This is a genomic window from Paraburkholderia sp. EG286B, assembly GCF_040965655.1.
Taxonomy (GTDB): domain Bacteria; phylum Pseudomonadota; class Gammaproteobacteria; order Burkholderiales; family Burkholderiaceae; genus Paraburkholderia.
This window is the reverse complement of record NZ_JBFRCF010000001.1, coordinates 138,103-164,426: the sequence shown is the minus strand read 5'-3', so window position 1 is coordinate 164,426 and position 26,324 is coordinate 138,103. Positions and strand designations below refer to the sequence as shown.

The window sequence follows — 26,324 nt, the reverse complement described above, 5'->3', positions numbered from 1 at the left end:
GGGATCACACGCCCGGCGCGCCGTCCTGCGTGTCCGGGTGTGGCTCGTTGATGAGCCAGAGGACTTCCGCGTCCTCTTCGCTCGTGGAGACGGCCGCGTGCCCCGTGCGGCTGTCGAAATAGAGGCTGTCGCCGGCTTCGAGATGCGTCGGCGCGTAAAGCTCGGAGTAGAGGCAGACCGAGCCGCTCAACACGAAGAGAAATTCTTCGCCTTCATGCCGGCCCCATTCCGTGAACTCGTCGAGCGAGTGCGCCGTCACGCGAATGCGAAACGGGTGCATCGCCTTGTGGGCGAGTTCCGTGGCCAGCAACTCCATCTGATAGCAGCCTGCCGAATGCTGCTGCCCGCCGCCCTTGCGGGTGAGTGCGCGGCGTCCGCTCGCGCGCGGCCTGGGCGCCGAGCCGAACAGTTCGCCGAGGTCGATCTTCAGACCGTGCACGATCTTCTGCAGCACGTCGAACGTGGGCGACATGACGCCGTTTTCCACCTTCGAGAGCGTGGAGCGCGACACGCCGCACACGCGGCTGGCGGCCTCGAGCGTGTAATCGAGCTTCAGCCGGGCCGCCTTGACGCGCTTGCCCAGTTCCGCCGAAGCATTCTCGGCGGGCTTGAGGGACGGGGTTTCCATTCGGGAACTCGGGGTGTTCGCTGGTGGTTCGTATCGTACTCTATGTTTCCGATAATAACATTTGCGTATCGCGCGAGTTTGCTGCGTCATGCGGAGATTAACAAGCATGGCTAAGTAAATCGACCATCCGGAAGTTGATGATTTCTGAGGCAAACCCAGACGGCGCAAGGCATGGCGCGTGCACAACGCGCTTTCGCATGACACCCACGCACAAGCGGGCATATCGGCGCTATCGGGTATCTCCCAATGCCTGCGGGGCTGCGTCACGCGTTGCCGTATTCCCCGCGTGCACGGGCTTGATGAGAAAAGCGCATTACGTGGTGATTAGATTTCGTTTGATGCCACCGAAACGGCTGCCGACAATCCGCTTACGTCCCGCCGCTCAGCATCGCGGGACGAATCCAGTGCGCCGAAGGTCCGCGCGACCATTCGGACGCATCACGTGCCGGCTCCGGATCCCGAAGGAATTTCGCATGTCTCCTCGTTTCCTCGCTTCTCGTCGTGGCTGCGCGATCGCAGCGTCGTTGATGTTGGTTGCCGGCGCGGTGAGCGCGCAGGAAATGGTCGTGAAGATCGGCGTGGCCAGCCCGCTCACGGGCGGCGGCGCCGCGTATGGCAAGGACATCGAGAACGGCGTGCGTCTGGCCGTGGACGAAGCCAATGCCGCGCATCCCACCATCGGCGGCAAGCCGGTCAAGTTCGTGATCGATTCGCAGGATGACCAGAGCGATCCGCGCATTGGCGTGCAGGTCGCGCAGCAACTCGTGGACGACAACGTGGCCGTCGTGATCGGCCACTTCAATTCGGGCACCACGCTGCCGGCCTCGAAGATCTACGCGAAGGCGGGCATTCCGATGATCACGCCGGCCGCCACCAACCCGGCCATCACGCAAAGCGGCGCGCCGACCATCTACCGCGTGATCGCCACCGACTCGCAAAACGCCGGCAACGCGGGCAACTATGCGGCGACGGTGACGAAGGCGAAGCGCATTGCCATCATCGACGACCGCACGGCCTTCGGCCAGGGCGAGGCCGACGAGTTCGAGAAGGCCGTGAAGGCAAGCGGCGGCACGATCGTCGCGCGCGAGTTCACGAACGACAAGGCGGTCGATTTCAGCGCCCAACTCACGAGCATCAAGCGCACGAATCCGGATCTCGTGTTCTTCGGCGGCCTCGACGCGCAGGCCGCCATGATCGTCAAGCGCATGCGCCAGCTCGGCCTGAAGGCGCAATTCCTCGCGGGCGGCGGCGTCATGGACGCGAACTTCATCAAGCTCGCCGGCGATTCCGCCGATGGCGCCTCGGTGTGGGAATACGGCCAGCCGCTCGGCACGCTGCCCAAGGGTAAGGGCTTCGAGGCGAAGTTCAAGCAGAAGTACGGCATCGACATGCTCGCCTACGCGCCGTTCGCCTACGACGCGGCGTGGGTCGCGATCACGGCGATGGAGAAGGCCGGCTCGGCGACGCCCGCGCAGTTCAACGCCGCGCTGAAGGCCACGAACTACGACGGCATTACGGGCAAGATCGCCTTCAATGCCCAGGGCGACCTGAAGAGCCCGAGTTCGACGCTGTATCAGGTCAAGAACGTGGCGTGGGTGCCTGTCACGACGCGCACCGCGGACTGAGATCACTCGCCTCTGCTACCTTGAAGGGCGCCGGCACTGCCGGCGCCCAATCCATTGTTTCCAACAGGAAATCGAGGGCCCGCCCGCAGGGCGGCCTCATGCCATTTTCATGGCGAAAAGCCGGGCGGAAGCGATACACGCGACATGGCGAAATTCCCGAGGATTTTCGTGTTGTCGCCGCAAAATTGCGCGTGTATAGTTTCCTAAAGTAGCAATGTTTCGTATCGGAAATTTTTTAAGGGATTCTACCTATGAAAGCCTCCTCCATCCTCTCGGATCTCGGTATTTCCCAACTCGCGGAAGCGGGCGACATCGCCGTGCATTCGCCGATCAACGGCGAGCTGATCGGCCGCGTCGCGAGCCAGTCCGCCGCCGACGTCGACGCCGCGCTCGCGAAGGCGCAGGAGGCGTTCAAGAGCTGGCGCAACGTGCCCGCGCCGCGTCGCGGCGAACTCGTGCGCCTGCTCGGCAACAAGCTGCGCGAACAGAAGCGCGCGCTCGGCAGCCTCGTCTCGCTGGAAACCGGCAAGATCTTCCAGGAAGGCTTGGGCGAAGTGCAGGAAATGATCGACATCTGCGACTTCGCGGTCGGCCTCTCGCGTCAGCTTTACGGTCTGACCATTGCATCGGAGCGTCCCGGCCACCGCATGGCCGAATCGTGGCACCCGATGGGCGTGTGTGCCGTGATTTCCGCGTTCAATTTCCCGGTCGCCGTGTGGTCGTGGAACGCCGCGCTCGCGCTCGTGTGCGGCAACGCCGTGGTCTGGAAGCCTTCGGAAAAGACGCCGCTCACCGCGGTTGCCGTCAACAAGATCATGCAGGACGTGCTGAAGGAATTCGGCGACGCACCCGAAGGCCTCACGAGCCTCGTGGTGGGCGGCCGTGAAGTGGGGGCCAAACTCGTGGCGGATCCGCGCTCGAACATCGTCAGCGCAACGGGCAGCACCGAAATGGGCCGCACCGTCGGCGTCGAGGTCGCGCGCCGCTTCGGCCGCTCGCTGCTCGAACTGGGCGGCAACAATGCGGGCATCGTCTCCGCCACGGCCGATCTCGAACTCGCGCTGCGCGGCATCCTGTTCTCGGCGGTCGGCACGGCCGGCCAGCGCTGCACGTCGCTGCGCCGCCTGTTCGTGCACGAGAGCGTGTACGACAAGGCAGTCGAGCGCCTGAAGACGCTCTACGGCAAGGTGGTGATCGGCAATCCGCTGGAGCAGGGCACGCTGATGGGGCCGCTGATCGACGAGCAATCGTTCGCCCGCATGCAGTCGGCGCTCGAGCAGGCGAAGCGCGAAGGCGGCAAGGTGTTCGGCGGCGAACGCCATTCGGTGGCGGGCAACGAGAAGGGCTTCTACGTGCGCCCGGCGATCGTCGAGATGCCGTCGCAAACCGAAGTTGTCCTGAAGGAAACCTTCGCGCCGATCCTTTACGTCCTCAAGTACAGCGACTTCGGCGACGCCATCGACGCCAACAACGCCGCCCACCATGGCCTGTCGTCGTGCGTATTCACGACGGATCTGCGCGAGAGCGAGCGCTTCACGTCGGCCGCGGGCAGCGATTGCGGCATTGCGAACGTGAACATCGGGCCGAGCGGCGCGGAGATCGGCGGCGCGTTCGGCGGCGAGAAGGAAACGGGCGGCGGTCGCGAGTCGGGCTCCGACGCGTGGAAGGCGTATATGCGCCGCGCGACCAACACGGTCAACTATTCGTCGGCGCTGCCGCTCGCACAGGGCATCGACTTCAACGTCGAATAAGCGCATTTGAAGTACGGGACCGGGGGCATCGTGCACCCGGTCGAGGGATCGATTCGCGCAAACCCCATCCATGCGCGCCGCAGTTTTCTGCAATCTGGAGCAAGTCGTGAGTTCTCAAGTCGTTATCGTTGGCGGCGGGGTAATCGGTAGTTCTATTGCTTACTTTCTGCGCGCAGCCGACCCAACGGTTTCCGTGACGGTGTTCGAGCGCGACCCGAGCTATGCGCGCTCGTCGTCGGCGCTTTCTGCCGCGTCGATCCGGCAGCAGTTTTCCACGCCGCTGTCGATCCAGATGTCGCTGTTCGGCATCGAGTTTCTGCGCGGCATTGGCGAGCGGCTCGAAGTGAACGGCAGCCGTCCGTCGATCGATCTGCACGAGGGCGGTTATCTTTTCCTCGCCACGGAAGCGGGCGATGCGACGCTGCGCGAAAATCACGCGCTGCAAACGCGTCTTGGCGCGGACATCGAACTGATGTCGCGCGACGCGCTGCACGCGAAGTTTCCGTGGCTCAACGTCGAGGATCTCGCAAGCGGCGCGTATGGCCGCAGCGGCGAGGGCTGGTTCGACGGCTACGGCCTCGTGCAGGCGTTGCGCAAGAAGGCGCAGTCGCTCGGCGCGCGCTACGTGCCGGCCGATGTCACCGGCGTCGTGCGCAGCGGCCGCAAGGTCACGCACGTGATCGCGAGCGACGGCGAACGCCATGCGTGCGACACGCTCGTGAACGCAGCCGGCGCGTGGGCGCGCAAACTCGCGGAAATGGTGGACATCGACATTCCGGTGTATGCGCGCCGCCGCAGCATTTTCAACGTGTCGTCGCCGGCGCGGCTCGCCGCGTGCCCGTTGCTGATCGATCCGTCCGGCGTGTATTTCCGCCCCGAGGGCAAGACGTACATCACCGGGACGTCGCCGAGTGCGGAGAACGACCCCAACGATCTGCCGCTCGACGAAGTCGATCACGCCATCTTCGACGACGTGATCTGGCCCACGCTCGCGCACCGCGTGCCGGGCTTCGAGGCGCTGCGCGTGGAGAACTGCTGGTCCGGCTATTACGAGTACAACGTGCTCGACCAGAACGCCATCATCGGTTATCACCCGGCCATCGACAATTGCGTGTTCGCCAATGGTTTCAGCGGGCACGGTCTGCAGCAGGGGCCGGCAACCGGGCGTGGCGTGAGCGAGTTGATCCTCAACGGCCGCTACACGACGCTCGATCTGTCTTCGCTCGACTGGTCGCGCGTACTGGAAAACCGGCCGATCGTCGAAAAGAACGTCGTATGACTGCGGGGCAGTTAGCCTGCACAAAAAAGGAGCCCGTGATTTCACGGGCTTTTTTCATTGCGCGACGGCTTGATGAGCAAACCGCATGACGTGGTGAATAGATTTCGTTTGATACGCCCGTGAGGGCTGACCACAATCGAAGCTTGTCCGTTGCCGCGCTTAACCGCCATCGACTCCATGTCCGCCATGTACGATTTCACCGCGCCCTTTCAGCATCCCGCCGGTTCGCCCATTCGCGAGCTGTTCAAGTACCTGGGAGAGCCAGGCATGATTTCCTTCGCTGGCGGCTATCCGGCCAGCGACCTGTTCGACACCGATGGCCTGCAGGCGGCAGCGGCGGAGGCCTGGCAGGCTTCCACGCGCTGCCTGCAATATGGTCCGACCGACGGTTTGCCCGAACTGAAAACGCAACTGCTCGCGCTGATGGCGCGCCGCGGTGCGACCTGCGCTCCTGAGGAGATGCTCGTCACAACGGGGTCGCAGCAAGGCCTCGACCTTTTGTTGCGCGTGCTGCTCAATGCGGGCGACACGGCCTTGACCGAGCAGCCCGCCTATCCGGCCACGCTGCAGGCGCTCAGGCTCCAGCAGGCGCACGTCGTGACGATACCGGTAGACGGCGACGGTCTCGACGTGAACGAACTCGCCGCGCGGCTCGCTTCGGGCGCGATCGTCCGGCCAAAGCTGCTGTACACGGTGCCGACCTTCGCGAATCCCACCGGGGCCACGCTCACGCGCGAGCGGCGCCTTGCGCTCTTGCGTCTCGCCGTTCAGTACCGCTTCGTGATCGTCGAAGACGATCCGTACGGCGATTTGCGTTTCGCGGGCAATGCGGTGCCGTCGATGCTGGCGCTGGCGAGCGAGGTGCCGGGCGCGCGCGATTGGGTCGTGCACTTCTCGAGTCTTTCGAAAGTCGTCGCGCCTGGTTTGCGCGTGGGCTGGACCGTCGCGCCCGCCGAAATCGCGCGGCGCTGCGTGATCGCCAAGCAGACCGTCGACCTGTGCAGTACGCCGTGGACCCAGGCCATCGCCGCGCACTATCTGGCGGCGGGCGCGCTCGAACGGCATCTTCCGCACATCACGCAGGCGTATCAGCGCAAATGCGAGGCGCTTTGCGATGGCTTGCGCGCGCAGTTCGGCGACGAGATCGCGTTTCATCAGCCCGAAGGCGGCATGTTCGTGTGGGCGCGTATTCCGGGCGTGGCGATCGATGCGCTCTTGCCGAATGCGATTGCGAACAAGGTGATCTTCGTTCCCGGCAAGGCGTTTTTCGCCGACGCGCCGGATACCGCGTCGCTGCGCCTTTCGTTCGCTGCGCCGAACGTGGACGAGATTCGCGAGGGCGTGGCGCGTTTGAAGCGGGCCACGCATGCCACGCGCACGGCGGACGTCACGTCGACACCTGTTTAAATTTCGCGCGGCTCCAATGCCGCGCGTTTCCCGTTACGCAACCGACTGCGCAAGCTCGACGAAGCGCTTCACGTAAGGGCAACCGCCTGGTTGACAGCTCAAAGGAAGCGGCCGACAGTGAGGTGCCGAGTTATCGACCAGCGGAACAAGGAAGATCATCGTCGCGATTGCGCGTAAGGACACCGATCTGGCCGAGAAGCTTACGCGCGAACAGTCGATGCTTTCCAGAAACGCTTCCTCGACTGCGATCACCGCCATGCACTTCCGAAAGGAGTACCCGTGGAATTGACCGACTTCGACACACTGACTTTTGACTGCTACGGCACGTTGATCGACTGGGAAAGCGGCATCTTCGCCGGCCTCGAGTCCCTGATCGAACGGGCCAGGACGCCGCTGTCGAGGGACCAGGTTCTGGAGGCCCATGCGCGCCACGAGTCGTCGCAGCAGAAATACACACCGGCCAAGCGATACCAGGAACTGCTACCGATCGTCTACAAGCGACTGGCTGAGGAATGGGGACTGTCGTTCACGCACGAGGAGTGCATGGCGTACGGGCGGTCGGTGCGGAACTGGCCGGCATTCGAGGACACCGTAACCGCGCTTCAGTACCTGAAAAAGCACTACAAGCTGGTCATCCTCTCCAACGTCGACAACGAGACCTTCAGCTACAGCAACGCAAGGTTGCAGGTCGCGTTCGACGCCATTTTCACGGCGGAAGATATCGGCTCGTACAAGCCATCGCCGCGAAACTTCGAATACATGCTCGAGAAGTTGGGCGAGCGTGGCATCAAGAAGGAAAAAATCCTTCACACTGCCGAAAGTCTTTTCCACGACCACAAGCCTGCCAGTGAGTTTGGTCTGGCGTCGTGCTGGATTTACCGCCGTCATTCGCAGCCGGGCTTTGGCGCGACCATGAATCCCGGCTGGCAGCCGAACGTCGCCTTCCGCTTCAACAGCATGGCGGACTTTGCGAAGGCGCATCAGAAAGCCGCGGCGAAGAAGTAAGGCGGTATAAATGCCCACGCCCGCCGAACAGGAATCGCTGAGAACACGTCTTGCGCAGGCGCGCCGGCTACTGGCGCTTGCGCAATCGGGTTTGCATTACGCGACGAGCCCGTTCGACACGGAACGGTATACGGAAATCGCCGGCATCGCGCATCATCAACTCGCGGAAATGGCGTCGATGCAAACCGGCGATGTCGCCGCGCTCTTTGCTTTCGAAACGGGATACGCGAATCCTAAACTCGATGTCCGATGCGCCGTCTTCAATCCGTCCGGTCAGATCCTTCTCGTGCGAGAGGCCGTGGATGGTTTGTGGTCCCTGCCCGGCGGCTGGGCCGACGTAGGCGTTTCCCCCGCTGAGAACGCGGCAAAGGAGGCGCGTGAAGAAAGCGGCTACACCGTGAATATCGTTCGACTATTGGCCGTGTGGGACATGCTCAAGCACGGACATCCGCCTTCCGTGTTTCACATCTGGAAGCTGGTTTTCCTCGGGGAAATCGTGCGCGCAGGGGAAATAGCCGGCGCCGAAACCGACGCCGTTCAATTCTTCGATATCGATGACCTTCCAGCCTTGTCGCAAGGCCGGATTCTGCCGGAACAAATTCGACGACTGGATGCGCTGCGCAATAACAGTGGCGTCGAATTCGACTGAAGTTTCTCGTTGACGCCGGGGCGGCAGCTAACGGTGATGCTTCAGGCGGCGCCGGAGTGTTCCGCTCTGACGGTTGCCAGGCGGCTGCCGGCAAAGGGGTCCTTGCGCCAATCCACGCTTGGGGTTTTCACTGACTGCTGTTCAGGTTCAGCCGCCTCGCCGACGGCAAAATGCTCGAGCGACTGCCCCGCGCTCGTCGCCTGCACCACCCACCGCGGGGCGTCGCCCTTGCCGTCCCACGTGTGGCCAGCCGCATCCCGGTAACGTGCGGCGCGCATTTGCGCGGCGTCTGCCGCAATGGATGCGGCGATATCTTCGGGTTCAATACCAAATTCGGCCATCCGACGCCGCAGATAGGCCACGATGCTTTCGCGTTTTCGTTCGTCCATTTCTAGTTGTGCTTCGCTCTGAATGCAACTCTTGAGCAGAATATAGCGCAAGTCGCGTGCCGCCAGGATATCACAGCTTGAATAGGCGTCCCTGGCGGCGGTAGCGAAAGGTCCAGCGGGAATCAGGTGCTTGGCTTCTGGGAGCGTTCGGCTTCATGTTCCGCGGCCCGATCCTCCGCATGTTTTTTCGCAACGTGATGTCCCACGATGCAGCCGCCAACGGCTCCAGCAACCGCGTGGTGGCCCGCATAATGTCCGGCTACGCCACCCACGACAGCGCCTTTGAGGCAGCCGGCGGCATGTGCGCTTCCGGCGGCCGCCAGTCCCAAAGTGGCCGCCGCGGCAAGCATTCTAATTCGATTATTGACGTTCATGATAAACACTTGTGTGAGATTTGAGTTCTGGAACCGGCTCAGTTGCCCCAGCGGCCATTGTCGTGCCACTCGCGCTCACGCCATTGGTGTTCGCGACGCTCGTGTTCGCTCCATTCGTGCTCCCGCCACTGACGCGCGCGCCAGTCATCGTCGCCGCGCCAGGCCACCGCGACCGGAGGAGGCGCGTAGGCAACGGGCGGCGGAGCAACGTACACCGGTTCAGCCGGGGCGTAGGCGGCGCCAGGCAGGTTGACCCCCACGGCCAGATCGACATGCGCAAACGCTGCGCTCGAAGCAGCCAGTGCGGCCGCGCCCAGTACCACGCCGAGAATCGTCCTTTTCATTTCACTACTCCTCCGCACGTGTCGTGCGTTTCTGGTCAGCACGGTTCGGAGTGTAGGCGGCGGGACCGGACACAAGTGCAACGGCGGTGCGAGTTTCGTAACGGCGCGTTATTTCGATTGTTGCGATACGTAAAAAAGCGCGGACGCTGATTCACAGCGTTCCGCGCCAACGGGTACCACGAGGAGGAAGGGGCTAGCGGACCAGGAACCCGTAAGTCAGCGGGTCGCGTTCGTCGACGATCCAGGTCGCGAAGCCGCACACGAACGCGTTGCCTTCGACTTCCGGGATCACTGCCTGGAAGTCGCCGACGGTCGTCTCGCTGAGCACGCGACCTTTGAAGACCGTGCCGATAATGGACTCGTTCACGAGCGTCTCGTCCTTGCCGAGTTCGCCACGCAGATACAACTGGGCGACGCGTCCACCCGTGCCGGAGCCGGTCGGCGAGCGGTCGACTTCGCGGTCCGCGAACACGCAGCAATTGGCTTGCGTCGAGCCTTCGTGGCGCGGCGCATTGGCGATAATGGTGCCGTAAATGTGGTTGATTTCGGGGATCTCGGGATGCTCGACAGGGTAGGCCCTGTTCGCGGCTCGCTTCACCTCTGCGCCGAAGCGGATGAGTTCCTCGACCGACGACTCGCGCACGGCGAGGCCATGCGGTTGACCGTCGGCGTAGAAGTAAAACGCGCCGCCGAAAGCGATGTCGCCCTTCACCGTGCCGAAGGACGGCGTCTCGACAGTGACATCGCGCTTCCAGATGAACGAGGGGACGTTCACGAATCGCACGTTGCCGGCGTGTTCGCCATCCCACTGAACGAACGCTTCGATAAAGCCACAGGGAGCGTCGATGCCGACACGCGTTTCCGGAACACTGCGCTGCACCCAGCCAAGCTCGACCGCTGCGGTGGACAGCGCGATCACGCCGTGTCCGCAGTGGTCGCTGTAGCCCTCGTTGTGCAGGAAGATGATGCCGAAGTCGGCGGTGGGGCTGACCGGTTCGGTCAGATAGCCGCCGTACATGTCGGCGTGACCGCGCGGCTCGAACATCAACGCGGTGCGGATTTCGTCGGCGTTTTCCTTGAGCCACGCACGACGCTTCACGATCGTGTCGCCGGGCAGGCGAGGCAATCCGCTGGTGACGATACGGAACGCTTCGCCGCCGGTATGCACTTCGACGGTCGTAATGGTACGAGTAGTCTTCATGATGTCTTTACGCTATTGGCTCACTGACCGTACGGAACCGGCAGGCCGTCCTTGATGATGTAGACGGTCGTCGGCGCGCCCACGAGGTCGCCGTTTGCATCGAATGAGTAAGTGCCCGCAACGCCCTTGTAGTCGGTCTTCGCCAACTGGGCGACGAGCTTCGCCTTGTCGGTGGTGGTGCCGGCCTTGACCATTGCGTCGGCGAGCAGCTTCACGCCGTCGTAGTAGTTGACGGCATAGACCTGCGTGTCGGTGTGGTAGGTGTCCTTGTACTTCTTCAGGAAGTCACGGCCCGCCGCAGTCTTGTCGAGCGCGACGCCACCCTGCGCGCAATACACGATCGACGCGGCTTCGCCCGCGACCTTGCCCATGTCGGCCGAGCAGATGCCGTCGCCGCCCAGCAACTTCGCACGCAGTCCGCGTGCGCGCATCTGCTTGGCCATCGGGGCGCCCTGAGCCGCGTATCCGCCGAAGAAGATGACGTCGGGATTCTTCGCCTTGATGGTGGTAAGGATGCCCAGGAAGTCGGTCGCCGACGAGTTGGTGAACTCCCGGTCGACGATCTGGATGCCGTTCGCTTTCGCCTCCTTGATGAACTGCTCCGCCACCCCTTGCCCATACGCCGTGCGGTCGTCGATCACCGCCGCGGTTTTCGCCTTCAACGTCTTCGCGGCGAACTGGCCCATCGTGCCGCCCAACTGCTCGTCGCTTGCGCCGATACGGAAGATGTTCTTGAAGCCTTGTTTCGTCAGCGCCGGATTCGAAGCGACGGGGAGAATCGGAATGCCGGCGGTGTTATAGACACGCGATGCCGGAATCGCCACGCCGGAGTTGTATGGACCCATGACGGCAACCACGCCGCTGTCGACGAGCTTTTGCGCGACCTGGACGCCGACCTTCGGGTCCGCCTGATCGTCTTCCGAATCCAGTTTGAAGGTCACCTTCTTGCCGTCGACCGTCACGCCGCTCTTGTTCAGTTCGTCGATGGCGAGGCGGGCGCCATTTTCGTTGTCCTTGCCGTTCGGCGCCTGCGGGCCCGTTAGCGGCGCCGAGTGACCGATGGTGACGACAGTTTGAGCTTGTGCGGTGAGGGCGAAGCCGGCGGCCGTGACGACGGCGAGGGTGGTGGCGAGATGGCGCATGATGTCTCCGGATTATTGGACTGCCAGGCGAAAGCGGACTTGCACTGCTGCTGTGACGGCGCGGCGCCGTCACGAACGACGTTTAGCGCAGGGCGTCGCGAGCGACCCGGCATGCCGCCAGGTCCCATGCTGCACAGCCTACGCTCTTGAAGAGAATGGGTTTCGTCGCGTGGAATTCTCCGGAGAGGGCGTTGGCCAGCGGGGAAACAGCGTTCCAGTCCACGTTGGCCTGGATGAGGTCACCGGCTTCGTGTTTCGCGCCGACGGGGTCATCGACCACCCAGGCACTGCCATCGCAACGAATTCGTCCGCATCGGCCTTCGAACGGCCCTTTGCCCGCAACTGCGCCTCCGGGAAGATGGCCGCGAGCGCTTCCGCGTGATTGGCGGCAACTGTCGACTGGTGTTGGTCGGGCAGACATTGACCAGCTTGTGAATGGCGATGTCTGGCGCGCTCGCCGGCATGGACAGCATCAAGCCGCCTTGCTGGATGGGGATGACCAGACGCTCGGGGCTGACGACCTTGCCGGCGCCGTATTCGACGACGGTCTCGGCCAGCGCGCGTACGAGAAGGCGGTAGTCCAGCAGCGCAGCCGTCGCGGCCGCGTCGAAATTTCGGACGTCGCGTGAGGTCATTCGGAAGCCTTGGGTTCTGGGCGTCGAAAAGCGGATGCATGCGGCCAGGGGCTTTCTGGCTTCAGTCCGGCCAATTTCTCGGGGAGCGGTGTGGAACGAATCTATACCACTAGTGGGTGAATGGCAAGCCAATCTGTGCCGATCTGGTGTCGACGTGGGCTTTTATCCGACCAAAAAGTCGCAATGGAGGCGGAAAGGTGGTTCGGAGTTTCCCGATTTTTAGCGTGGACGCGCCGTAGTGGGCATCAGGAAGTGGTCGCGAAAGTGGTATATTTGAGAACCACCTCACGCCGCACCGGGAACACACGATGGCATCCGCTCGCTTCGAACTTGAAGGCAACTTTCGGCCCCTGCAGATTTACGAGCAGGTGTCGGAAAAGATCCGGGCCGAGATCCGCAGCGGCCGATTCCTGCCCGATGCCCGGTTACCGTCGGAGCGCGAACTGGCCACGCTGTTTGGCGTTGGGCGGCCTGCCGTGCGCGAAGCCATCGGACAATTGCAAAACGAGGGCCTGGTTGTGACGAAGCGCAACTCGGGCACTTACGTGGCATCCACGGCCGACCAGATTCTCGCCGCAGCGCCGAGCGTGGAAACGCAGCCCGGGGAATCCACATCGGACTTCAGCCCGTCGGCGACGCTCGACGTGCGCCTGATCCTCGAGCCCGCCATTGCAAGGCGAGCGGCGGCACGCAAACAGCGAGACCGGCTGGCCGAGCACTATCTGGACCAGATGGAGACGTTGACGGACGTGGCGACGCCCGAAGAGCGCGCGCTGTGGAACAACAGCGACCGGCTCTTTCATCGTCAGCTGGCGGTGATGACGGGGGATGCGTTGCTAGCGAAGCTCGCGGAAGAAATCGCATCGACCATGGACCAGTCGCTGTGGAAGCGGCTCAAGGACGACGGGATTTACGACCCGGCTCGCATTCGACTGTACGTTGCCGAACATCGGCTGATTTACGAAGCCATTGTCTGCGGAGACGCCGATGCGGCGGCGTTCTATGTCGAGCAGCATATTCATCGCGTGCAAAGAGATATCACACCGCAGTAGTGAGTTTGTCGCGTCTCTGGGCAGCGTCATCGAAACGACATCCAGGCAACATACTTCGTTCACCGTTTCAACAAACTGATGGTTGAAACTGGGGCCTTTGGCTAACACAGCAGAGGTCAACGATGTCGACGAAGGTCCGCAGCTATCTCTCCCCGACGCTGGTCTTACTCGCGCTCGACTGGCCAGACGGTGCGACACGTGCCGACTTCCTCGGTTTCGCCATTGAGCGGGCCCCGGGTTTCACGAGCCCGGACGGAAAGACCCATGAGGCGAGCAGCTGGCTCCCCAATCGAATCACCTTCAACGGGCCGGTGCCGGATGGGAAGCCCGATGCGCCTTCGAACATCGCGCCGATTCAAAAATTCATGTGGTGGGACGCGCGTATCGAAGAGGCCGACAGAGGCAAGCAGTTCAAGTACACGGTCTATCCGGTGGTCGGTACGCCGGACAATGTGAATCTGTTGACCGCGGAGGCGAGTTCGGTTGACGTCACGCTTCCGGCGCATATCGAAGACGGCGTGGGTACCTGGTTCAACCGTGCGGTGGTGAGCTCACAGGCTTTCGCACGACAGGTGAAGGCCATGGGAATCGACCCGCATACCGCGCCGCCGGCCGCACAGGCGCTTGAACTTCGAACATGGCTCGCCAACGACATGCAGCTCGTGTTCAAGGAAATATTCCTGGACGCGTCGCGCGCGGCGGCTGCCGTCTATCACCTGACCGACCCGCTTTGGGCGATCCCGGCGTTCAAGGAGTTTGGGAGTGCTCACGGCAAAGCGAATGTCGCCGTCGTCTACGACTCGCACCTGGTTCGCGAAAAAGGCAAGCCGCCCGCACCATCACCGAATCAACCCGCGGTCGATGAACTAGGCAGCGTCGTGACGTTCTGCCCGCGCGACAAGACGCATATCATGCACGACAAGCTCATCGTGACGGATCGGGGCGATCGGCAAGGCAACCCGGCGTTCGTCGTGGCAGGGTCTGCGAATTTCACGACGGAAGGCATCACGGAACAGGCCAACGTGCTTCACCTGTTCGATTCGGCCGACCTCGCGAAACTGTACGACGACAGAACGAAAGCCATCGCCAGCAATCCGCCGATCAACCAGACCGCGGAACTCACGAATGGCTGGTCCGATTCCGTGACGGTGGGAAGCGCAGCGGTGCGTGTTTGCTTCTCGCCGGAAACGAAAACCCGACGTACCCAGATCGATACCATCGTCGAAGCGATAGGAAAGGCGCAGCACTCCGTCCTATTCTGCCTCTTCATGCCGACCGACGAACCGCTTCGCGACGCCTGCTTTGCCGCCGGCGACAAGGGGCTGATGATGTTCGGGCTCGTCAACAATATTAGCGAAAAGTCCGCTGAGAATGCGCAAGAGGCGCAAAAAGCGGGCGAAGCCGTGAGCACGACTGCGCTGGCAAACCTCGCGCTCTATCATCGAAGCAGGGAAAACCGCGACGTCATCGACGCATCGTACTTTTCCCCGGCAACCGTGCCCGAAGGATTCGAACCCGAGCTGCGGCTCTTTCCTGGCGAAGTCGCGCCCAGTTACGCTCCGGTCATCATCCACCACAAGTTCATTGTGATCGACGCCGAAGGAGACAATCCGATTGTCTACACGGGCTCGGCCAACATGAGCAACAACTCCGAGCATTTCAACGACGAGAATCTGCTCGAAATAAAAGACACGCGCATCGCCGGCATTTACCTCGCTGAATTCATGCGGCTCTACGAGCACTATCGTGCCCGCGCCGTTGGCATCGAGGAGCAGCAGCATAGAACCGTGCAGCGCCTGTTGTTGCAGCCTGACCGTAAATGGGCCGACAAGTATTACAAGGCGAATAGTCCAGAGGAGAAGGCACGGATTGCATTGGCATCGGATCCGGCCAGTTGATGCATTCGCTTCGGTGTTTGCGTAGTCACCGCGCACGCCTCGCACGACGGGGGCGCTGCGCGTTGCCGGCTAAAAATCCAGCGTGAATTGAGGCGACTCGTTACCAGAAACTTCTCCGGCGTGCTGGAGGTTGCCGGCCTTGACGCCCAGCAGCCTGATGGATTTAACGAGTTCGACTCTTTTCAGGCACTCGGTCGCCGCGCGCCGCAACGCTTTCGCGTCATCAATAGGCTCAGGAAGCGTGACGTCACGCGTGACTGTCTTGAAGTCATTGAAGCGCAGCTTGATGCCGATCTTCCTGGCCAGATAGCCCTTGCGCTGGAGGTCGAGCGCCACCTGTTCGCATAGGCGGGTAAACGCTGCGCCCAGTTCCTGTCTGTGCCGTACCGCGTGTAGATCGCGCTCGAATGTGGTTTCGCGACTCATCGAGACGGGCTCGCTATACGTCACCACCGGCCTGTCATCTAGTCCGTGTGAGACTCTGCGAAGCCACGCACCGTAGCTTCGTCCAAAGTTTTCGACGAGCCAGTGCTCGTCGCGCGCAGCGATCTCACCGATCGTCGCGATTCCAAAAGACGCGAGCCTGGCGGCCGCCTTGGGGCCGACGCCGTTGATCTTGTTTGCGGCCATTGGCCAAATCCTCGATTGCACGTCCTCCAGCGTCAGGATGGTGATGCCGTCCGGCTTTTGCATATCGGAGCACAGCTTGGCAAGCAGCTTGTTTGGCGCGATGCCGACGGAGCAGGTGAGATTGGTGGCTTCGAAGACCGCGGACTTGAGCTTGCGCGCGATTGCCTCGGAATCCCCATTCGTGAGTGAAACATCTGCGTAGACCTCGTCGATTCCAACGTCTTCCATGCTCGAACTGATTGACCGGACGGCATCCTTGAACAGTCGCGAGTAGGTTCGGTAGAGGTCGAAGTTCACTGGAAGGAGAATCGCATCCGGCGCTAACCGGGCGGCCTTCATGGCGGGCATGCCGGAATGAACGCCGAGTGCGCGAGCCTCGTAGGTCGCGGTCGTCAGAACCCCTCTGCCCACATAGTCGCGTAGCCGCGAGAACTCGCGTGTGCCGTCCGGCTTCGTTCGGGGCGCGTCCGAGCGACGACCGGCAACCACCATGGCTTTGCCTCGTAGTTCGGGATACTGCGAAAGTTCACACGACGCAAAGAATGCGTCCATGTCGATGTGGGCTATGCGCCGATCATCTGGCATGCCTTGGTACTCAAAAATAGCTCTCGATGGCTCCGCGTGATCGACACGCTACGTTGCGTTTTGCGGATATTCCCGGAACTGTACATTTATACAGTAATTTTGTCAGGATGCTGAATCTGATTCGGAGATATTTTTTGAGTGCGCAAGGGTTCGCAAACGTCTTCTTATGTGGCCTCCCCACAAACCTGGGCGCGGAAACAAAAAAAGCCCGCCGGCGTGGCGGGCTGCTGCGACGAGGCCGGTGAAACAGCCTCTCATGGTGTCAGTCCTGGCGCGAATGCAAACGCCGGTAGACGCTCCAGATCGCCACGCCGGCGATCACGATAACGGCGGTGAGAATAAGCATGTTCAGTCCTCCGGTTGCTTGTCTGTTTCGTAATGCCTCAATGCTACGGAGCCTGCGTGCGGGCGAGGAGTGGCGCGACGTCGCGAATGGAGTACCTGGTCGAATTCCGGGCCGCTAGAGATTCAGCATTCACACGTCATCAGGAGCGGGGTTCGCGAGCCGGCCCCAAATTGCATGGCATCGACCCTCCGGTTTACTTTGCATGCGAACTACCTATATACTTCGCATGCAAACTAAATTTCAGGAGCGCACATGAGCGCGGAAATTCACGTCGATCAAGCCGTCGGCATTCTGACGATTACGCTTGCCCGACCGGACAAGAAGAATGCATTGACGAATGAGATGTATGGCACGCTGGCCGACATCATCGAGAACGCGGAGCACGACAGCCGTGTGCGCGTATTGCTGGTGCAAGGGGACGGAGACATGTTCACCGCGGGCAACGATGTGGGCGAGTTCGCAGCCATAGCATCGGGTAAGGGGCCCAGTGAGCGACACGTGCATCGCTTTTTGCATGCGCTGGCGAAGTCGAGCGTGCCTATTATCGCGGCGGTCCAGGGCAAGGCGGTCGGTATCGGCACGACGATGCTGCTGCACTGCGACTACGTTCTGCTCGCGCCGGACGCAGAACTGATCACCCCGTTCGTCAATCTCGCGCTCGTCCCCGAGGCGGCGTCCAGTTACCTGCTGCCGCTGCGCGTGGGCCACGTGCGGGCCTTCGAGATGTTTGCGCTGGGCGAGTCGCTCGACGCGCAAACCGCTGTCGCGTGGGGTCTTGCCAACAAGGTCTGCGCAAAGGAGCAACTACGCGACGATGCACGCAGGATGGCCGAAAGAATCGCCGCCAAGCCGGCCGGTTCATTGAGCGCCATGAAAAAGCTGATGCGCGAAGCCGAAACGCTGGTTGCGCAAATGGACAGCGAGAGCGCGAAGTTTCAGGAGCGGCTGAAGAGCGCCGAGGCAAGGGAGGCATTCGCGGCCTTTGCCGAGAAGCGCAAGCCGGACTTCGCGAGGGTTGCCCAGCACTAGCCAGTGCCTTGCTGACCGGCCACGGTCGGGGTTACGCGTCGCCGTCTTCGGCGAGCGGAAACTTCGTCTGCAGGCTGGTCAGCCACCGCGCCACGACGTCGATCTCCGCTTCCGTAAAGCCTTCGGTCAATCTGGCGTTCAAGTCTTTCATGCGCAGCTTCGACTTTTGGCGCGCGGTACGTCCTGCCTCCGTCAACCACAGCCGCGACGCCCGGCCATCGGTCTCGTCGGCCCGACGTTCGATCAACCCTGCCTTTTCTGTCCGGTCAGCGAGACCGCTCATGCCTGGTGCGCCCAGATCCAGCGCGGCAGCGGCTTCGCTCATGAGTGCGCCGTTGTGCTCACCCAAAAAAAACAGCAGCCCCGCCTGGGCTGCTGTGACGCCGCCGCCGGCCGCATGTGTTTGCGACCACCGTTGCAGCCGGCGCTGTCCCACATTCAATAGAAAGACGAGGCGATGTTTCATTTCCGCGCAGATAAAATATGTGCGATTTAGTTCGCGTGCGAATTATATCATGCGGTGATCGGCCCTTTCGATGAGGCGCATAGACGGTCAGTGGCTTGCGATTAAAGGAACGGCGAAATGTTCGCGATCGCGCGGGTCAAGTAGGTTTCCTTCTCTCCCACTGGCGCTATATGGTGGATCACGCTGCGCGCAGCTTCGACGCCGGCGAGGCGCGCGATCACCCAGGCCGCGAGATAGTGCGATGCGAGACACCCGCCCGCCGTCGCGACATTCCCACTGGCCACGAACGGCTGATTGAGCACGGCTACACCCGCCTCTTCGACCCACGGCGTAGTAGTCCGGTCCGTGCATGCGGGAACGCCCTGCAGCAGGCCCAGCTTCGCGAGTATCAGCGTGCCGGAGCACTGCGCGCCAAGCAGCTGGCGCGTTGGGTCGAGCCTGAGTTGCGACATCAGCGCGGGATCGGCGGTGACGTCGCGCGTCCGTACGCCACTGCCGATCAACACCGCGTCGGCTCCGCATGCTTCGTTTAGCGAAATTTGCGCCTCCAGCACGAGCCCATTCATCGAACGCACACTGGACGCCGGGCTGGCAATCGAAACCCGCCAGTCGGGTTGCCGGACCCGGTTGAGGAGGTTGAATACGATCAGCGAGTCGAGTTCGTTGAAGCCTTCGAAGGTCAGAATGGCGATGTGCATGGCGCCCTCATACGGTGGAAGCGGTTGTGTCGAGCCATGGTAGGGCGGACAATCAATACAATCAAATTATTGTCATGGATACATTGGGCCATGCCGGAACCCCGCTACAAACCGCTGGTCGATCGGCTCGCCGCCGAAATCCGTGCGGGCCGTCTGCGTCCCGGCACGCGTCTGCCCACGCACCGCGAGCTGGCTGCGCGCGAGGGCCTGGCGTTGGTCACGGCAACGCGTGTCTATGCCGAGCTGCAGGCGATGGGGCTCGTCAGCGGCGAAACCGGCCGCGGCACCTTCGTCAAGGAGCCGCTGCCCCGCGGACAAGGCATCGATCTGCATGCGTGGAGCGCAGACACCGTGGACCTGAGCTTCAACTATCCGTCGTCGCCCGATCAGACCGACCTGCTCAGGGCAGCACTGCGCCAGCTCGCGGCGGCCGGTGACCTGGAGTCGCTGCTCCGCTACCAGCCCCACGGCGGGCGCGAACACGAGAGGGCGACGGCGGCGCGTCACCTGGCCCGCCGGGGCCTGGAAGCCAGCGCCGAAACCACGCTGTTCGTGAGCGGCGCGCAGCATGGACTGACGACGACGGCGATGGCGTTATTCGAACCCGGCGACGTGGTAGCGGTGGACGCGCTGACCTACCCGGGGTTCAAGCTGGCTGCCGAGGCGAGCCGGCTGGAACTCGCACCGATCCCGGCCGCCGGACGCGGCCCGGATCTGGACGCATTGGCGGCCTTGTGCAAGCGGCGCAAGGTGCGCGCCGTCTACACGATGCCGACCCTGCACAATCCGCTCGGCTGGGTGATGAGCGCGACGCGGCGCCGCGAGCTCGTCGCCATCGCACGACGACATGGGCTGATCCTGATCGAGGACGCCGCTTATGCGTTCCTCGCGGACGATGCGCCGCCGCCGCTGGCATCGCTCGCGCCGGAGACAACGGTCTATGTGTCGAGCCTGTCGAAGAGTGTTGCGACGGGTCTGCGCATCGGATTCATCCACGCATCGCACGAATGGGTGCCGAGGTTCGAACGGACGATCCGGGCGACGACGTGGAACACGCCGGCGACCATGACAGCCATCGCGTGCGGCTGGATGGAAGACGGCACGGCAGCGAGGCTCGAAGACGAGAAGCGGCGCGATGCTGCGATACGTCAGCGCCTTGCCGCCGAAGTGCTGGGTCCGCTTAAGAGAATAGGGCACCCAGCGTCGTACTTCATCTGGATGCCACTCGAACCCGAGGTCCGCGCCGACGCGATCGCGATGGCGTTGATGCGCGAACGAATTTCCGTGGCGACCGCACTGCCGTTTTCGACGTCGGCTTATGTGCCTCACGCCATTCGCCTCGCCATCGGTTCCGTCGATCTGGCCACGCTCGAGCGGTCGCTGGAGACAGTGGCTCGTGTGGTTGCCGAATATACGTATTGAACGGAGTGCGGGATGGCGGGATATGTCTGGCAGGTTTCGGGTACATCCCCGAAGGCCGCAAACAACCCCTGACGGACGAACGTCGCCTCGTTCAAAAAACGGCTGCTTTCGAGGTTCAACAGCCATTTAAACCGCCAGTTCGGAGAGTGCTCGCGCAAATCGGCTGTGCGAGCTTTTTCAAAAGTGGTCTTTTTGAACAGATGTCCTCACCCTGACGCCGGATCTGATGGTCGAGGAGTATCACGATCATCATCACGCTGATATCTCGACGTTGTTCGATCACGATAGCCTCGCCATCATGGATTTCGAGGAGTCGCTCAACTATGACATCAAGTTGCTTCGTGCGAGCCCGGCAGTGCCGAAGCACGTCAAGCTCTATGGTTTCTTCTACGAAATCAGCTCGGGCAAGTTGACCGAGGTGGTGCGGGACATTCCGGCAGAGATCGCGGTGTGAACGAGTGAATGCGGCGGTGCCGTGGCGGCGCGAGACGAAAGGGGCGAATAACACACAAGTCGAACCTGCTGCCACCGTGCCACATCTCGATGGGTACTGCGCGACCGCGATCGGCAGCGTGCTATCCGTTTCAGGCCGCCTAATAGCGCTGTCCAAAAAACCAAACGGCCTCTGTCGTTCGACAGCGCACTCATCTGTCCCATTCAACCGCATTAAATCTGGACTTTGGATGAGTCATCAACGACGACGAATTGTGAATAGCGTCGCCACGAGCCTGCAAACAGGGTGAAAACCGTCATGGGCATGCCCCCACTCGCTCGTCTCTGGCTCGCGCAACCATGCCCGCGACCGGGTGGCTGGCGGAAATTTTTTGCGTCGAGCGGGAATATTTGAAGTGCAGCGGTCGTTTAGCCTGCGGCGATATCTCGCCAGTCAGACGAGGAGGGAAGTTATGTCTCAGATCTCGTGGGGTCTCAAAGCGGCGGCCGTGATTGTTTTCGCCGCCGGTTTCACAATCGGACATGCTGCTGCCGATGAGGCTTACGTCGTCACACCGCTTGTATCCAACCTGGCAGGCTCTGCCCCGAAGGTCGACGGGGTACTGCAGAACGCCTGGGGTATCGCCTTTAGTCCGGCAGGCAGTCCATTCTGGATCAACGACAATGCCACAGGCTGCTCCACGCTCTATGACGGCCAGGGGGCAAAGGTGGCGCTGCAGGTCTCCATCCCGCTGCCAGGCAACGTCATACCGGCCGGCGCATGTCATCCCGTCTTTGCCAACAATCCACCGAAACCCACGCCCGCGGCGCCAACCGGGATAGTTTGGAATCCTTCGTCGTCTTTTCTCGTCCCAGGTACCAACATCCCGGCCGTATTCATCTTCGCGACCGAAGACGGCACGATTTCCGCCTGGGCCGGTGGGTTGAATCCGGCGAACAATGCTGTGATCGCGGTCGATAATTCGTCCAATCCCTCCGCCGCCAGCGGGGCCGTTTACAAAGGGCTCGTCTTCGGAGTGAATGCGCAAGGGGGATTCCTCTTTGCGACGAACTTCCGTGCGGGCCGGATCGATGTATTCGGACCGAACGGTTCGAACGGCTTGTTCGCGCCCGCGACGACGGACGGTGGCTTCGCCGACCCGAACATCCCGGCCGGCTACGCCCCGTTTGGTATCGCGAACATCGACGGAGACCTGTTCGTCACATATGCGCAGCAAGACGGCCCGAAGCATGACGACGTTGCAGGCCGTGGTCATGGATTCGTCGATGTATTCGATACCGACGGCCACCTGCTGCGCCGCTTTGCGAGCCAGGGGCCGCTCGACTCGCCCTGGGGCGTAACGCGAGCGTCGTTTGCGTTTGGGCGCTTCAGCGGCAAGATCCTCGTTGGCAACTTCGGCAACGGCCGAATCAATGTCTTCGACAATGACGGCACGTTCGTCGATCAACTGGAGAATGAGTTCGGCAATCCACTGGCTATCGACGGCCTGTGGACGCTGACACTCGGAGGAGGGCGCAATTCGAGCCCGGACACGCTGTACTTTTCGGCAGGTCCTAACAAGGAGTCGAATGGACTCTTCGGTATCATTGCGCCAGTAAATGGCACCAAAGGACGAACGTCCGCTCAGAACGGGCAATGATCCGCAGCGTGGTTCCCCGGTGATGCCGAATCGAATTGAGCCGAAGGACTCCACTTCAGCCGGTCGCGGAACTCGCTAGACGCGGCCGGCTCTTCCCGGTTAGACGGGGATCTGCCTGTTCACTGCCGATCGCCCAAAACGCCGCGATGCGAATCGCCGGAACGCAATGCCCGGCCGTGGCTCGTGCAAACGTACGTGCGCAGTGGCAGCTGATGAAATAAATTGCCCACCAACGCGGCGGGCAATTTTCTACGCCAATGCCGAATGCGATATTCCTCGTCTCGCAGTCCTTGTACGACGATCCGCCTCGATGGCCGCGGGATGAAGGTTCTGACGGCCGCTTAGAAGCGGGTCAGCATGCCGATCGCAGCCATCACCTGATTGCTCGTCGCCGAGAAACCGCCGGCGTTGTACATCACTGCGACGTTGTTGTGACCGATCGCGCGCTGGTACATCGCTTCTCCATACACTTCCGTGCGCTTCGACAGCGAGTAGCGCGCAATCGCGTTGACCTGATTCCACTTCGGATCGGAGCCGACGTTCGACTTGCTCACACCGTTCAGATGACCGTCCGTGAAAGTATCCATGAGGCCGAGATTCAGCGCCGGCGTGAGGGCGTACTTGACGTTCAGTTCATAGTTGTCGAAGTGCGTCGAACCGCTCACCGGGTTCAGGCCGAATGCGGACGTGTTCTGGTACTGGCTGTGCGTATAGACGAAGTTGACCGCCGCCGGGCCGAACGTATAGCCGATGCCTGCACCGACCGTGCGCTGCACATCCGCCGTCAGGTTGCCGCCGCCTGCGGTCGACTTGAACTCGCTGGGGTCAGCCGCAACGTTCTGGTTCGCTGTGCCCGCAGGGGTGCTCGCCGCTGCCGAGCCGTTGATCTGGAGGTAGGCCGCGGCCAGTCGCAGCGGGCCGTTGTTGTAGCTCACGCCAGCACTGTACGCACGATCGACGGCGAAGCTGGTGCTGTTGCTGAATGCGTACATGCCGCCAAACTTGAAGCCGGCGTAGTCGATACTCGCGAATTTCACCGAGTTGCTGAAGCGGACCGTATGTTGCAGGTTGTCGTTGTCGTACACGTGCGCGAAGCCTGAGTCGCCGAACGTGCCGGCCGTGCCGGACAGCGGCGCCACGTAGTCGACCATCGAGTCATACTGGCGGCCCATCGTGAGGGTGCCGTATTGATCGGTGCTCAGGCCGACGAACGCTTGACGGCCGAACATGCGACCACCCTGGCCGAGCGTGCCGTTGTTGACGTTGAAGCCGTTTTCGAGCACGAAGATCGCATGCAGACCGCCGCCGAGATCCTCGCTGCCGCGCAGACCGAAGCGGCTGCCGCTGATATTGCCGCTTGCGAGTGCGACGCGCGAGCTACCGTGGCCGGGCGCGCCGTTCTGAACGTTGTTCGTATAAGAGATGCCCGCGTCGATCAGGCCGTACAGGGTGACCGAGCTCTGAGCACTGGCCGCCGACGCTGCAGATGCTGCGCAAACGGCGACGGCAATGGAAATCTTCTTCATGAGATGACACCCGATGGCGTAAGAGGAAACAATCGCGCCAGTCTATAGCCGCGTCCGGAGCAGAAGCCGAATCGCCCTTGAAAATAATTACTGCAAGCGAATTGACTCATTCATAAAATTGCAGCAATTGAGCCGCGATTTGACTTTGCGACCTGTGGCGAGACGAGTGGCAAACCTATTCGTTTCCATAACGAGTTGTGCCACCGCAACAGCGTTGGGTTAAGTAGGCGTTTCCTGCGTGGACGCGATCGAGTTTTGCTCGCGGTCGATCATTCGTTAAAGCGCTGTCGAAACTGCGCGCATTTTGTTGCTTTAGGGGTCAGTCAGGACGAGACCTGTTTACGCATCCGGCGGCAGACGGCGTAGCGCTCAGTGCGCCGGTCACCAACGCTAGCTGGACGAAGCCGCGCGCGACGTCGACCATGTCAGTGTGAATCGGACGCTGCCGCGCGTGGGAACATAGAGCACGCGAGTATGCTCCACGCCGTCGAATGTGGCCACGACGCGATAGTGGCCAGGGGGCAACCGTGCGAACAGGTAGGGGCCGGCTGATGTGCCAGCGAAGACGACCTTCCCGTTGGACCCGAATATCTGCACGGCGACACCCGACAGATACTCGCCTGATGCGGCGGTGAATGTTGCCCGCATGCTATAGCCGGGCGCGAGCCTGCGAAGTGCAGTGGCTTCATCCTCCCCCACGCCGCCCGTGACATAGGCGATACCGCGGTCGTGTCCGACCGGTATGTCGCTGGCTGACGTCTCCTGAGCAGGCGTCTTGCCGGGTGGCGGCTCAGTGGGGGGCGTCTTGTGGGCGGGTGCCTGCCGCGCAGGCGCGACGGCCTGTGCGTGAAGTCTGCCGATACCCGATTCGCAATCCAGTCCGGGTATGCTGCCATTGGGGCCGCCGAACCCGTTCGTCGGACGTCCTTCCAGCAACCAGCGCGGGAGGGAAAGATCTTGTGCTTTTGCGCGGGGAATGAGCGTATTGCGCATGCGCTCCACGACCACCCGACGTTCTTCGGGCGTCGGCGCACGGTGCATCTCCGTGCAGAACTCAATGCGTTCGTCGTCGCTCAGTAACAGGGAGGAAATCGGTTCGGGGGGCACCTGTGACTGCCTCGCATGCCTGGCGAAGGCTGCCGTCGATGCAGTACACACAGCCACAACCAGGACGGTTCTCGACAGGCGGGAAAATGTCGTGAACATGATGAACCTCCGGGCCAATCTCGGGAGTGCGGCACCGGGTCCGTCCCGGAGGCGCCTGTGAGCGCCTCGACTTGCTTCAGACGTTTCAGACGGGCAACGGCGATTGACGTGTGTTTTACGTGATGAGATGCAACAGGCGCAAGTACCACCGCAGTGTAGCAAGTCGAACGCACAGAAGCCGGCCGGCTGGTCCACCGGGTACGCGAGCGGTCGTGTGAGGCAGGGCTCGATCCTGCGGCGAACTCTCGCAGAAAGCCAAAAATTCATCCCCCGACAATCCGCGGATGTAATCTGTGCGCCAGGTTCGAATGCGACAGGGCGAGAAGAACTGGGGGGATGGACACTACGGTTGCATTTGATATTGCCGTCAGGAGAGGCCATGAATGCGAACCGCGCAACAGAAGAAGAGGAAAGTATCGTTTCGCTTAATTCATTCCTTATACTAATGCTCTACTGCCGCAGAGATAAATAGGCAGAGCAAATAAGCACGCGGTGGAGGGCTGGTCGGATTCGCTGCGCGCGGAACTGGAGCCGCTTGGCATTGGCGTGACGTGCGTGGAGCCCGGTCCGTTCCGCACCGACTGGGCGGGCCGCTCGCTGCGCCAGACGCTGACCCGGATCGACGATTACGCGGAAACGGCCGGCAAGCGCCACACCGGCACGAAGCAGACGAGCGGCACGCAACCGGGCGACCCGGTGGCGGCCGGCGAAGCGATGATTTCCATCGCGCGCAACACAGAAGCGCCGCGTCATCTGGTGCTGGGCGCATGGGGCTTCAATACGATCGTCGATTACCTGCAGAAGCTCACGAAGGATATCGAAAGCCAACGCGATTTGAGCTTCTCGGCCGACTTCGACAGCAATTAACGCATCATGGTTGCCAGGGAGGCCGCCGCGAATCCGGATGGTGATCGGATTCGCAGTGGCCCTTGCCGCATTCGCAT

At 61.9% G+C, this 26,324-nt stretch carries 24 protein-coding genes and 1 pseudogene; 13 read left to right on the top strand and 12 right to left on the bottom strand.

Annotated features, from left to right (window positions below; genetic code table 11):
- Positions 1–4: 4 nt before the first annotated feature.
- The gene (locus tag AB4Y42_RS00730; protein ID WP_368688358.1) at positions 5–628 is read right to left on the bottom strand and encodes a helix-turn-helix domain-containing protein; all 624 of its coding nucleotides are present in this window, start codon (positions 626–628) and stop codon (positions 5–7) included.
- A gap of 473 nt (positions 629–1,101) precedes the next feature.
- On the opposite strand from AB4Y42_RS00730, the gene AB4Y42_RS00725 reads away from it, so the two are divergent.
- The 6 genes from AB4Y42_RS00725 (at position 1,102) to AB4Y42_RS00700 (ending at position 8,344) form a co-directional block, all read left to right on the top strand.
- Positions 1,102–2,253, top strand: a complete 1,152-nt coding sequence (locus AB4Y42_RS00725) for a branched-chain amino acid ABC transporter substrate-binding protein (RefSeq protein ID WP_324157221.1) — start codon at positions 1,102–1,104, stop codon at positions 2,251–2,253.
- A 251-nt stretch (positions 2,254–2,504) separates the two neighbouring features.
- Entirely contained in the window at positions 2,505–4,004 is a 1,500-nt protein-coding gene (locus AB4Y42_RS00720; protein WP_368688360.1) for an aldehyde dehydrogenase family protein, read from the top strand.
- 106 nt (positions 4,005–4,110) lie between these two features.
- The gene (locus AB4Y42_RS00715) at positions 4,111–5,283 is read left to right on the top strand and encodes an NAD(P)/FAD-dependent oxidoreductase (protein WP_368693087.1); all 1,173 of its coding nucleotides are present in this window, start codon (positions 4,111–4,113) and stop codon (positions 5,281–5,283) included.
- Between the two features lie 186 nt (positions 5,284–5,469).
- On the top strand, positions 5,470–6,690 hold the full coding sequence (locus tag AB4Y42_RS00710) for a PLP-dependent aminotransferase family protein (protein ID WP_368693086.1): 1,221 nt from the start codon (positions 5,470–5,472) through the stop codon (positions 6,688–6,690).
- A 279-nt stretch (positions 6,691–6,969) separates the two neighbouring features.
- Positions 6,970–7,695 carry a haloacid dehalogenase type II gene (locus AB4Y42_RS00705; RefSeq protein ID WP_368693085.1) on the top strand — a complete coding sequence of 242 codons (726 nt, stop codon included), beginning with the start codon at positions 6,970–6,972 and terminating at the stop codon, positions 7,693–7,695.
- Between the two features lie 10 nt (positions 7,696–7,705).
- A complete protein-coding gene (locus tag AB4Y42_RS00700; protein WP_368688364.1) occupies positions 7,706–8,344 on the top strand; it encodes an NUDIX hydrolase in 639 nt (212 codons plus the stop codon).
- Positions 8,345–8,385: 41 nt separating this feature from the next.
- Here AB4Y42_RS00700 and AB4Y42_RS00695 read toward each other — a convergent pair whose 3' ends face one another.
- The 6 genes and pseudogenes from AB4Y42_RS00695 to AB4Y42_RS00670 all read right to left on the bottom strand — a co-directional run bounded on the left by AB4Y42_RS00695 (position 8,386) and on the right by AB4Y42_RS00670 (position 12,429).
- Positions 8,386–8,784 (bottom strand): H-NS family nucleoid-associated regulatory protein, encoded by a 399-nt coding sequence (locus AB4Y42_RS00695; RefSeq protein ID WP_342918827.1) that lies wholly within the window; start codon positions 8,782–8,784, stop codon positions 8,386–8,388.
- Positions 8,785–8,855: 71 nt separating this feature from the next.
- Positions 8,856–9,083, bottom strand: coding sequence for a hypothetical protein (locus tag AB4Y42_RS00690; RefSeq protein WP_368693391.1), 228 nt, complete (start codon positions 9,081–9,083; stop codon positions 8,856–8,858).
- 62 nt (positions 9,084–9,145) lie between these two features.
- Positions 9,146–9,451 (bottom strand): hypothetical protein, encoded by a 306-nt coding sequence (locus AB4Y42_RS00685; protein ID WP_368693084.1) that lies wholly within the window; start codon positions 9,449–9,451, stop codon positions 9,146–9,148.
- Positions 9,452–9,644: 193 nt separating this feature from the next.
- On the bottom strand, positions 9,645–10,652 hold the full coding sequence (gene lhpH, locus AB4Y42_RS00680; protein ID WP_368693083.1) for a trans-3-hydroxy-L-proline dehydratase: 1,008 nt from the start codon (positions 10,650–10,652) through the stop codon (positions 9,645–9,647).
- 20 nt (positions 10,653–10,672) lie between these two features.
- A complete protein-coding gene (locus tag AB4Y42_RS00675; protein ID WP_368693082.1) occupies positions 10,673–11,794 on the bottom strand; it encodes a branched-chain amino acid ABC transporter substrate-binding protein in 1,122 nt (373 codons plus the stop codon).
- Between the two features lie 82 nt (positions 11,795–11,876).
- Positions 11,877–12,429, bottom strand: a pseudogene (locus AB4Y42_RS00670) (hypothetical protein).
- Positions 12,430–12,737: 308 nt separating this feature from the next.
- Here AB4Y42_RS00670 and AB4Y42_RS00665 point away from each other — a divergent pair.
- On the top strand, positions 12,738–13,481 hold the full coding sequence (locus AB4Y42_RS00665) for a GntR family transcriptional regulator (protein WP_342918831.1): 744 nt from the start codon (positions 12,738–12,740) through the stop codon (positions 13,479–13,481).
- 122 nt (positions 13,482–13,603) lie between these two features.
- Positions 13,604–15,379 (top strand): phospholipase D-like domain-containing protein, encoded by a 1,776-nt coding sequence (locus AB4Y42_RS00660; RefSeq protein WP_368693081.1) that lies wholly within the window; start codon positions 13,604–13,606, stop codon positions 15,377–15,379.
- A 69-nt stretch (positions 15,380–15,448) separates the two neighbouring features.
- On the opposite strand, the gene dinB is transcribed toward AB4Y42_RS00660, so the two are convergent.
- Positions 15,449–16,594 carry a DNA polymerase IV gene (dinB, locus tag AB4Y42_RS00655; protein ID WP_368693080.1) on the bottom strand — a complete coding sequence of 382 codons (1,146 nt, stop codon included), beginning with the start codon at positions 16,592–16,594 and terminating at the stop codon, positions 15,449–15,451.
- A gap of 598 nt (positions 16,595–17,192) precedes the next feature.
- Between dinB and AB4Y42_RS00650 the strand changes: the two genes are divergently transcribed.
- On the top strand, positions 17,193–17,969 hold the full coding sequence (locus AB4Y42_RS00650) for an enoyl-CoA hydratase-related protein (RefSeq protein ID WP_368693079.1): 777 nt from the start codon (positions 17,193–17,195) through the stop codon (positions 17,967–17,969).
- A gap of 31 nt (positions 17,970–18,000) precedes the next feature.
- Here AB4Y42_RS00650 and AB4Y42_RS00645 read toward each other — a convergent pair whose 3' ends face one another.
- The gene (locus tag AB4Y42_RS00645; RefSeq protein WP_368693078.1) at positions 18,001–18,435 is read right to left on the bottom strand and encodes a MarR family winged helix-turn-helix transcriptional regulator; all 435 of its coding nucleotides are present in this window, start codon (positions 18,433–18,435) and stop codon (positions 18,001–18,003) included.
- 101 nt (positions 18,436–18,536) lie between these two features.
- On the bottom strand, positions 18,537–19,133 hold the full coding sequence (locus AB4Y42_RS00640) for a DJ-1/PfpI family protein (protein WP_368693077.1): 597 nt from the start codon (positions 19,131–19,133) through the stop codon (positions 18,537–18,539).
- 90 nt (positions 19,134–19,223) lie between these two features.
- Between AB4Y42_RS00640 and AB4Y42_RS00635 the strand changes: the two genes are divergently transcribed.
- The 3 genes from AB4Y42_RS00635 (at position 19,224) to AB4Y42_RS00625 (ending at position 22,648) form a co-directional block, all read left to right on the top strand.
- Positions 19,224–20,555 (top strand): PLP-dependent aminotransferase family protein, encoded by a 1,332-nt coding sequence (locus AB4Y42_RS00635; protein WP_368693076.1) that lies wholly within the window; start codon positions 19,224–19,226, stop codon positions 20,553–20,555.
- Between the two features lie 226 nt (positions 20,556–20,781).
- Entirely contained in the window at positions 20,782–21,009 is a 228-nt protein-coding gene (locus AB4Y42_RS00630; protein ID WP_368693075.1) for a hypothetical protein, read from the top strand.
- 451 nt (positions 21,010–21,460) lie between these two features.
- A complete protein-coding gene (locus AB4Y42_RS00625; protein WP_368693074.1) occupies positions 21,461–22,648 on the top strand; it encodes a TIGR03118 family protein in 1,188 nt (395 codons plus the stop codon).
- Between the two features lie 341 nt (positions 22,649–22,989).
- Here AB4Y42_RS00625 and AB4Y42_RS00620 read toward each other — a convergent pair whose 3' ends face one another.
- Together AB4Y42_RS00620 and AB4Y42_RS00615 are read right to left on the bottom strand one after the other, a co-directional pair.
- Positions 22,990–24,174: a porin gene (locus AB4Y42_RS00620; RefSeq protein WP_368688377.1), complete on the bottom strand. Its 1,185-nt coding sequence runs from the start codon at positions 24,172–24,174 to the stop codon at positions 22,990–22,992.
- A gap of 390 nt (positions 24,175–24,564) precedes the next feature.
- Positions 24,565–25,380 carry a hypothetical protein gene (locus AB4Y42_RS00615; RefSeq protein ID WP_368693073.1) on the bottom strand — a complete coding sequence of 272 codons (816 nt, stop codon included), beginning with the start codon at positions 25,378–25,380 and terminating at the stop codon, positions 24,565–24,567.
- Between the two features lie 492 nt (positions 25,381–25,872).
- On the opposite strand from AB4Y42_RS00615, the gene AB4Y42_RS00610 reads away from it, so the two are divergent.
- The gene (locus AB4Y42_RS00610) at positions 25,873–26,247 is read left to right on the top strand and encodes a hypothetical protein (protein ID WP_368693072.1); all 375 of its coding nucleotides are present in this window, start codon (positions 25,873–25,875) and stop codon (positions 26,245–26,247) included.
- Positions 26,248–26,324 lie beyond the last annotated feature (77 nt).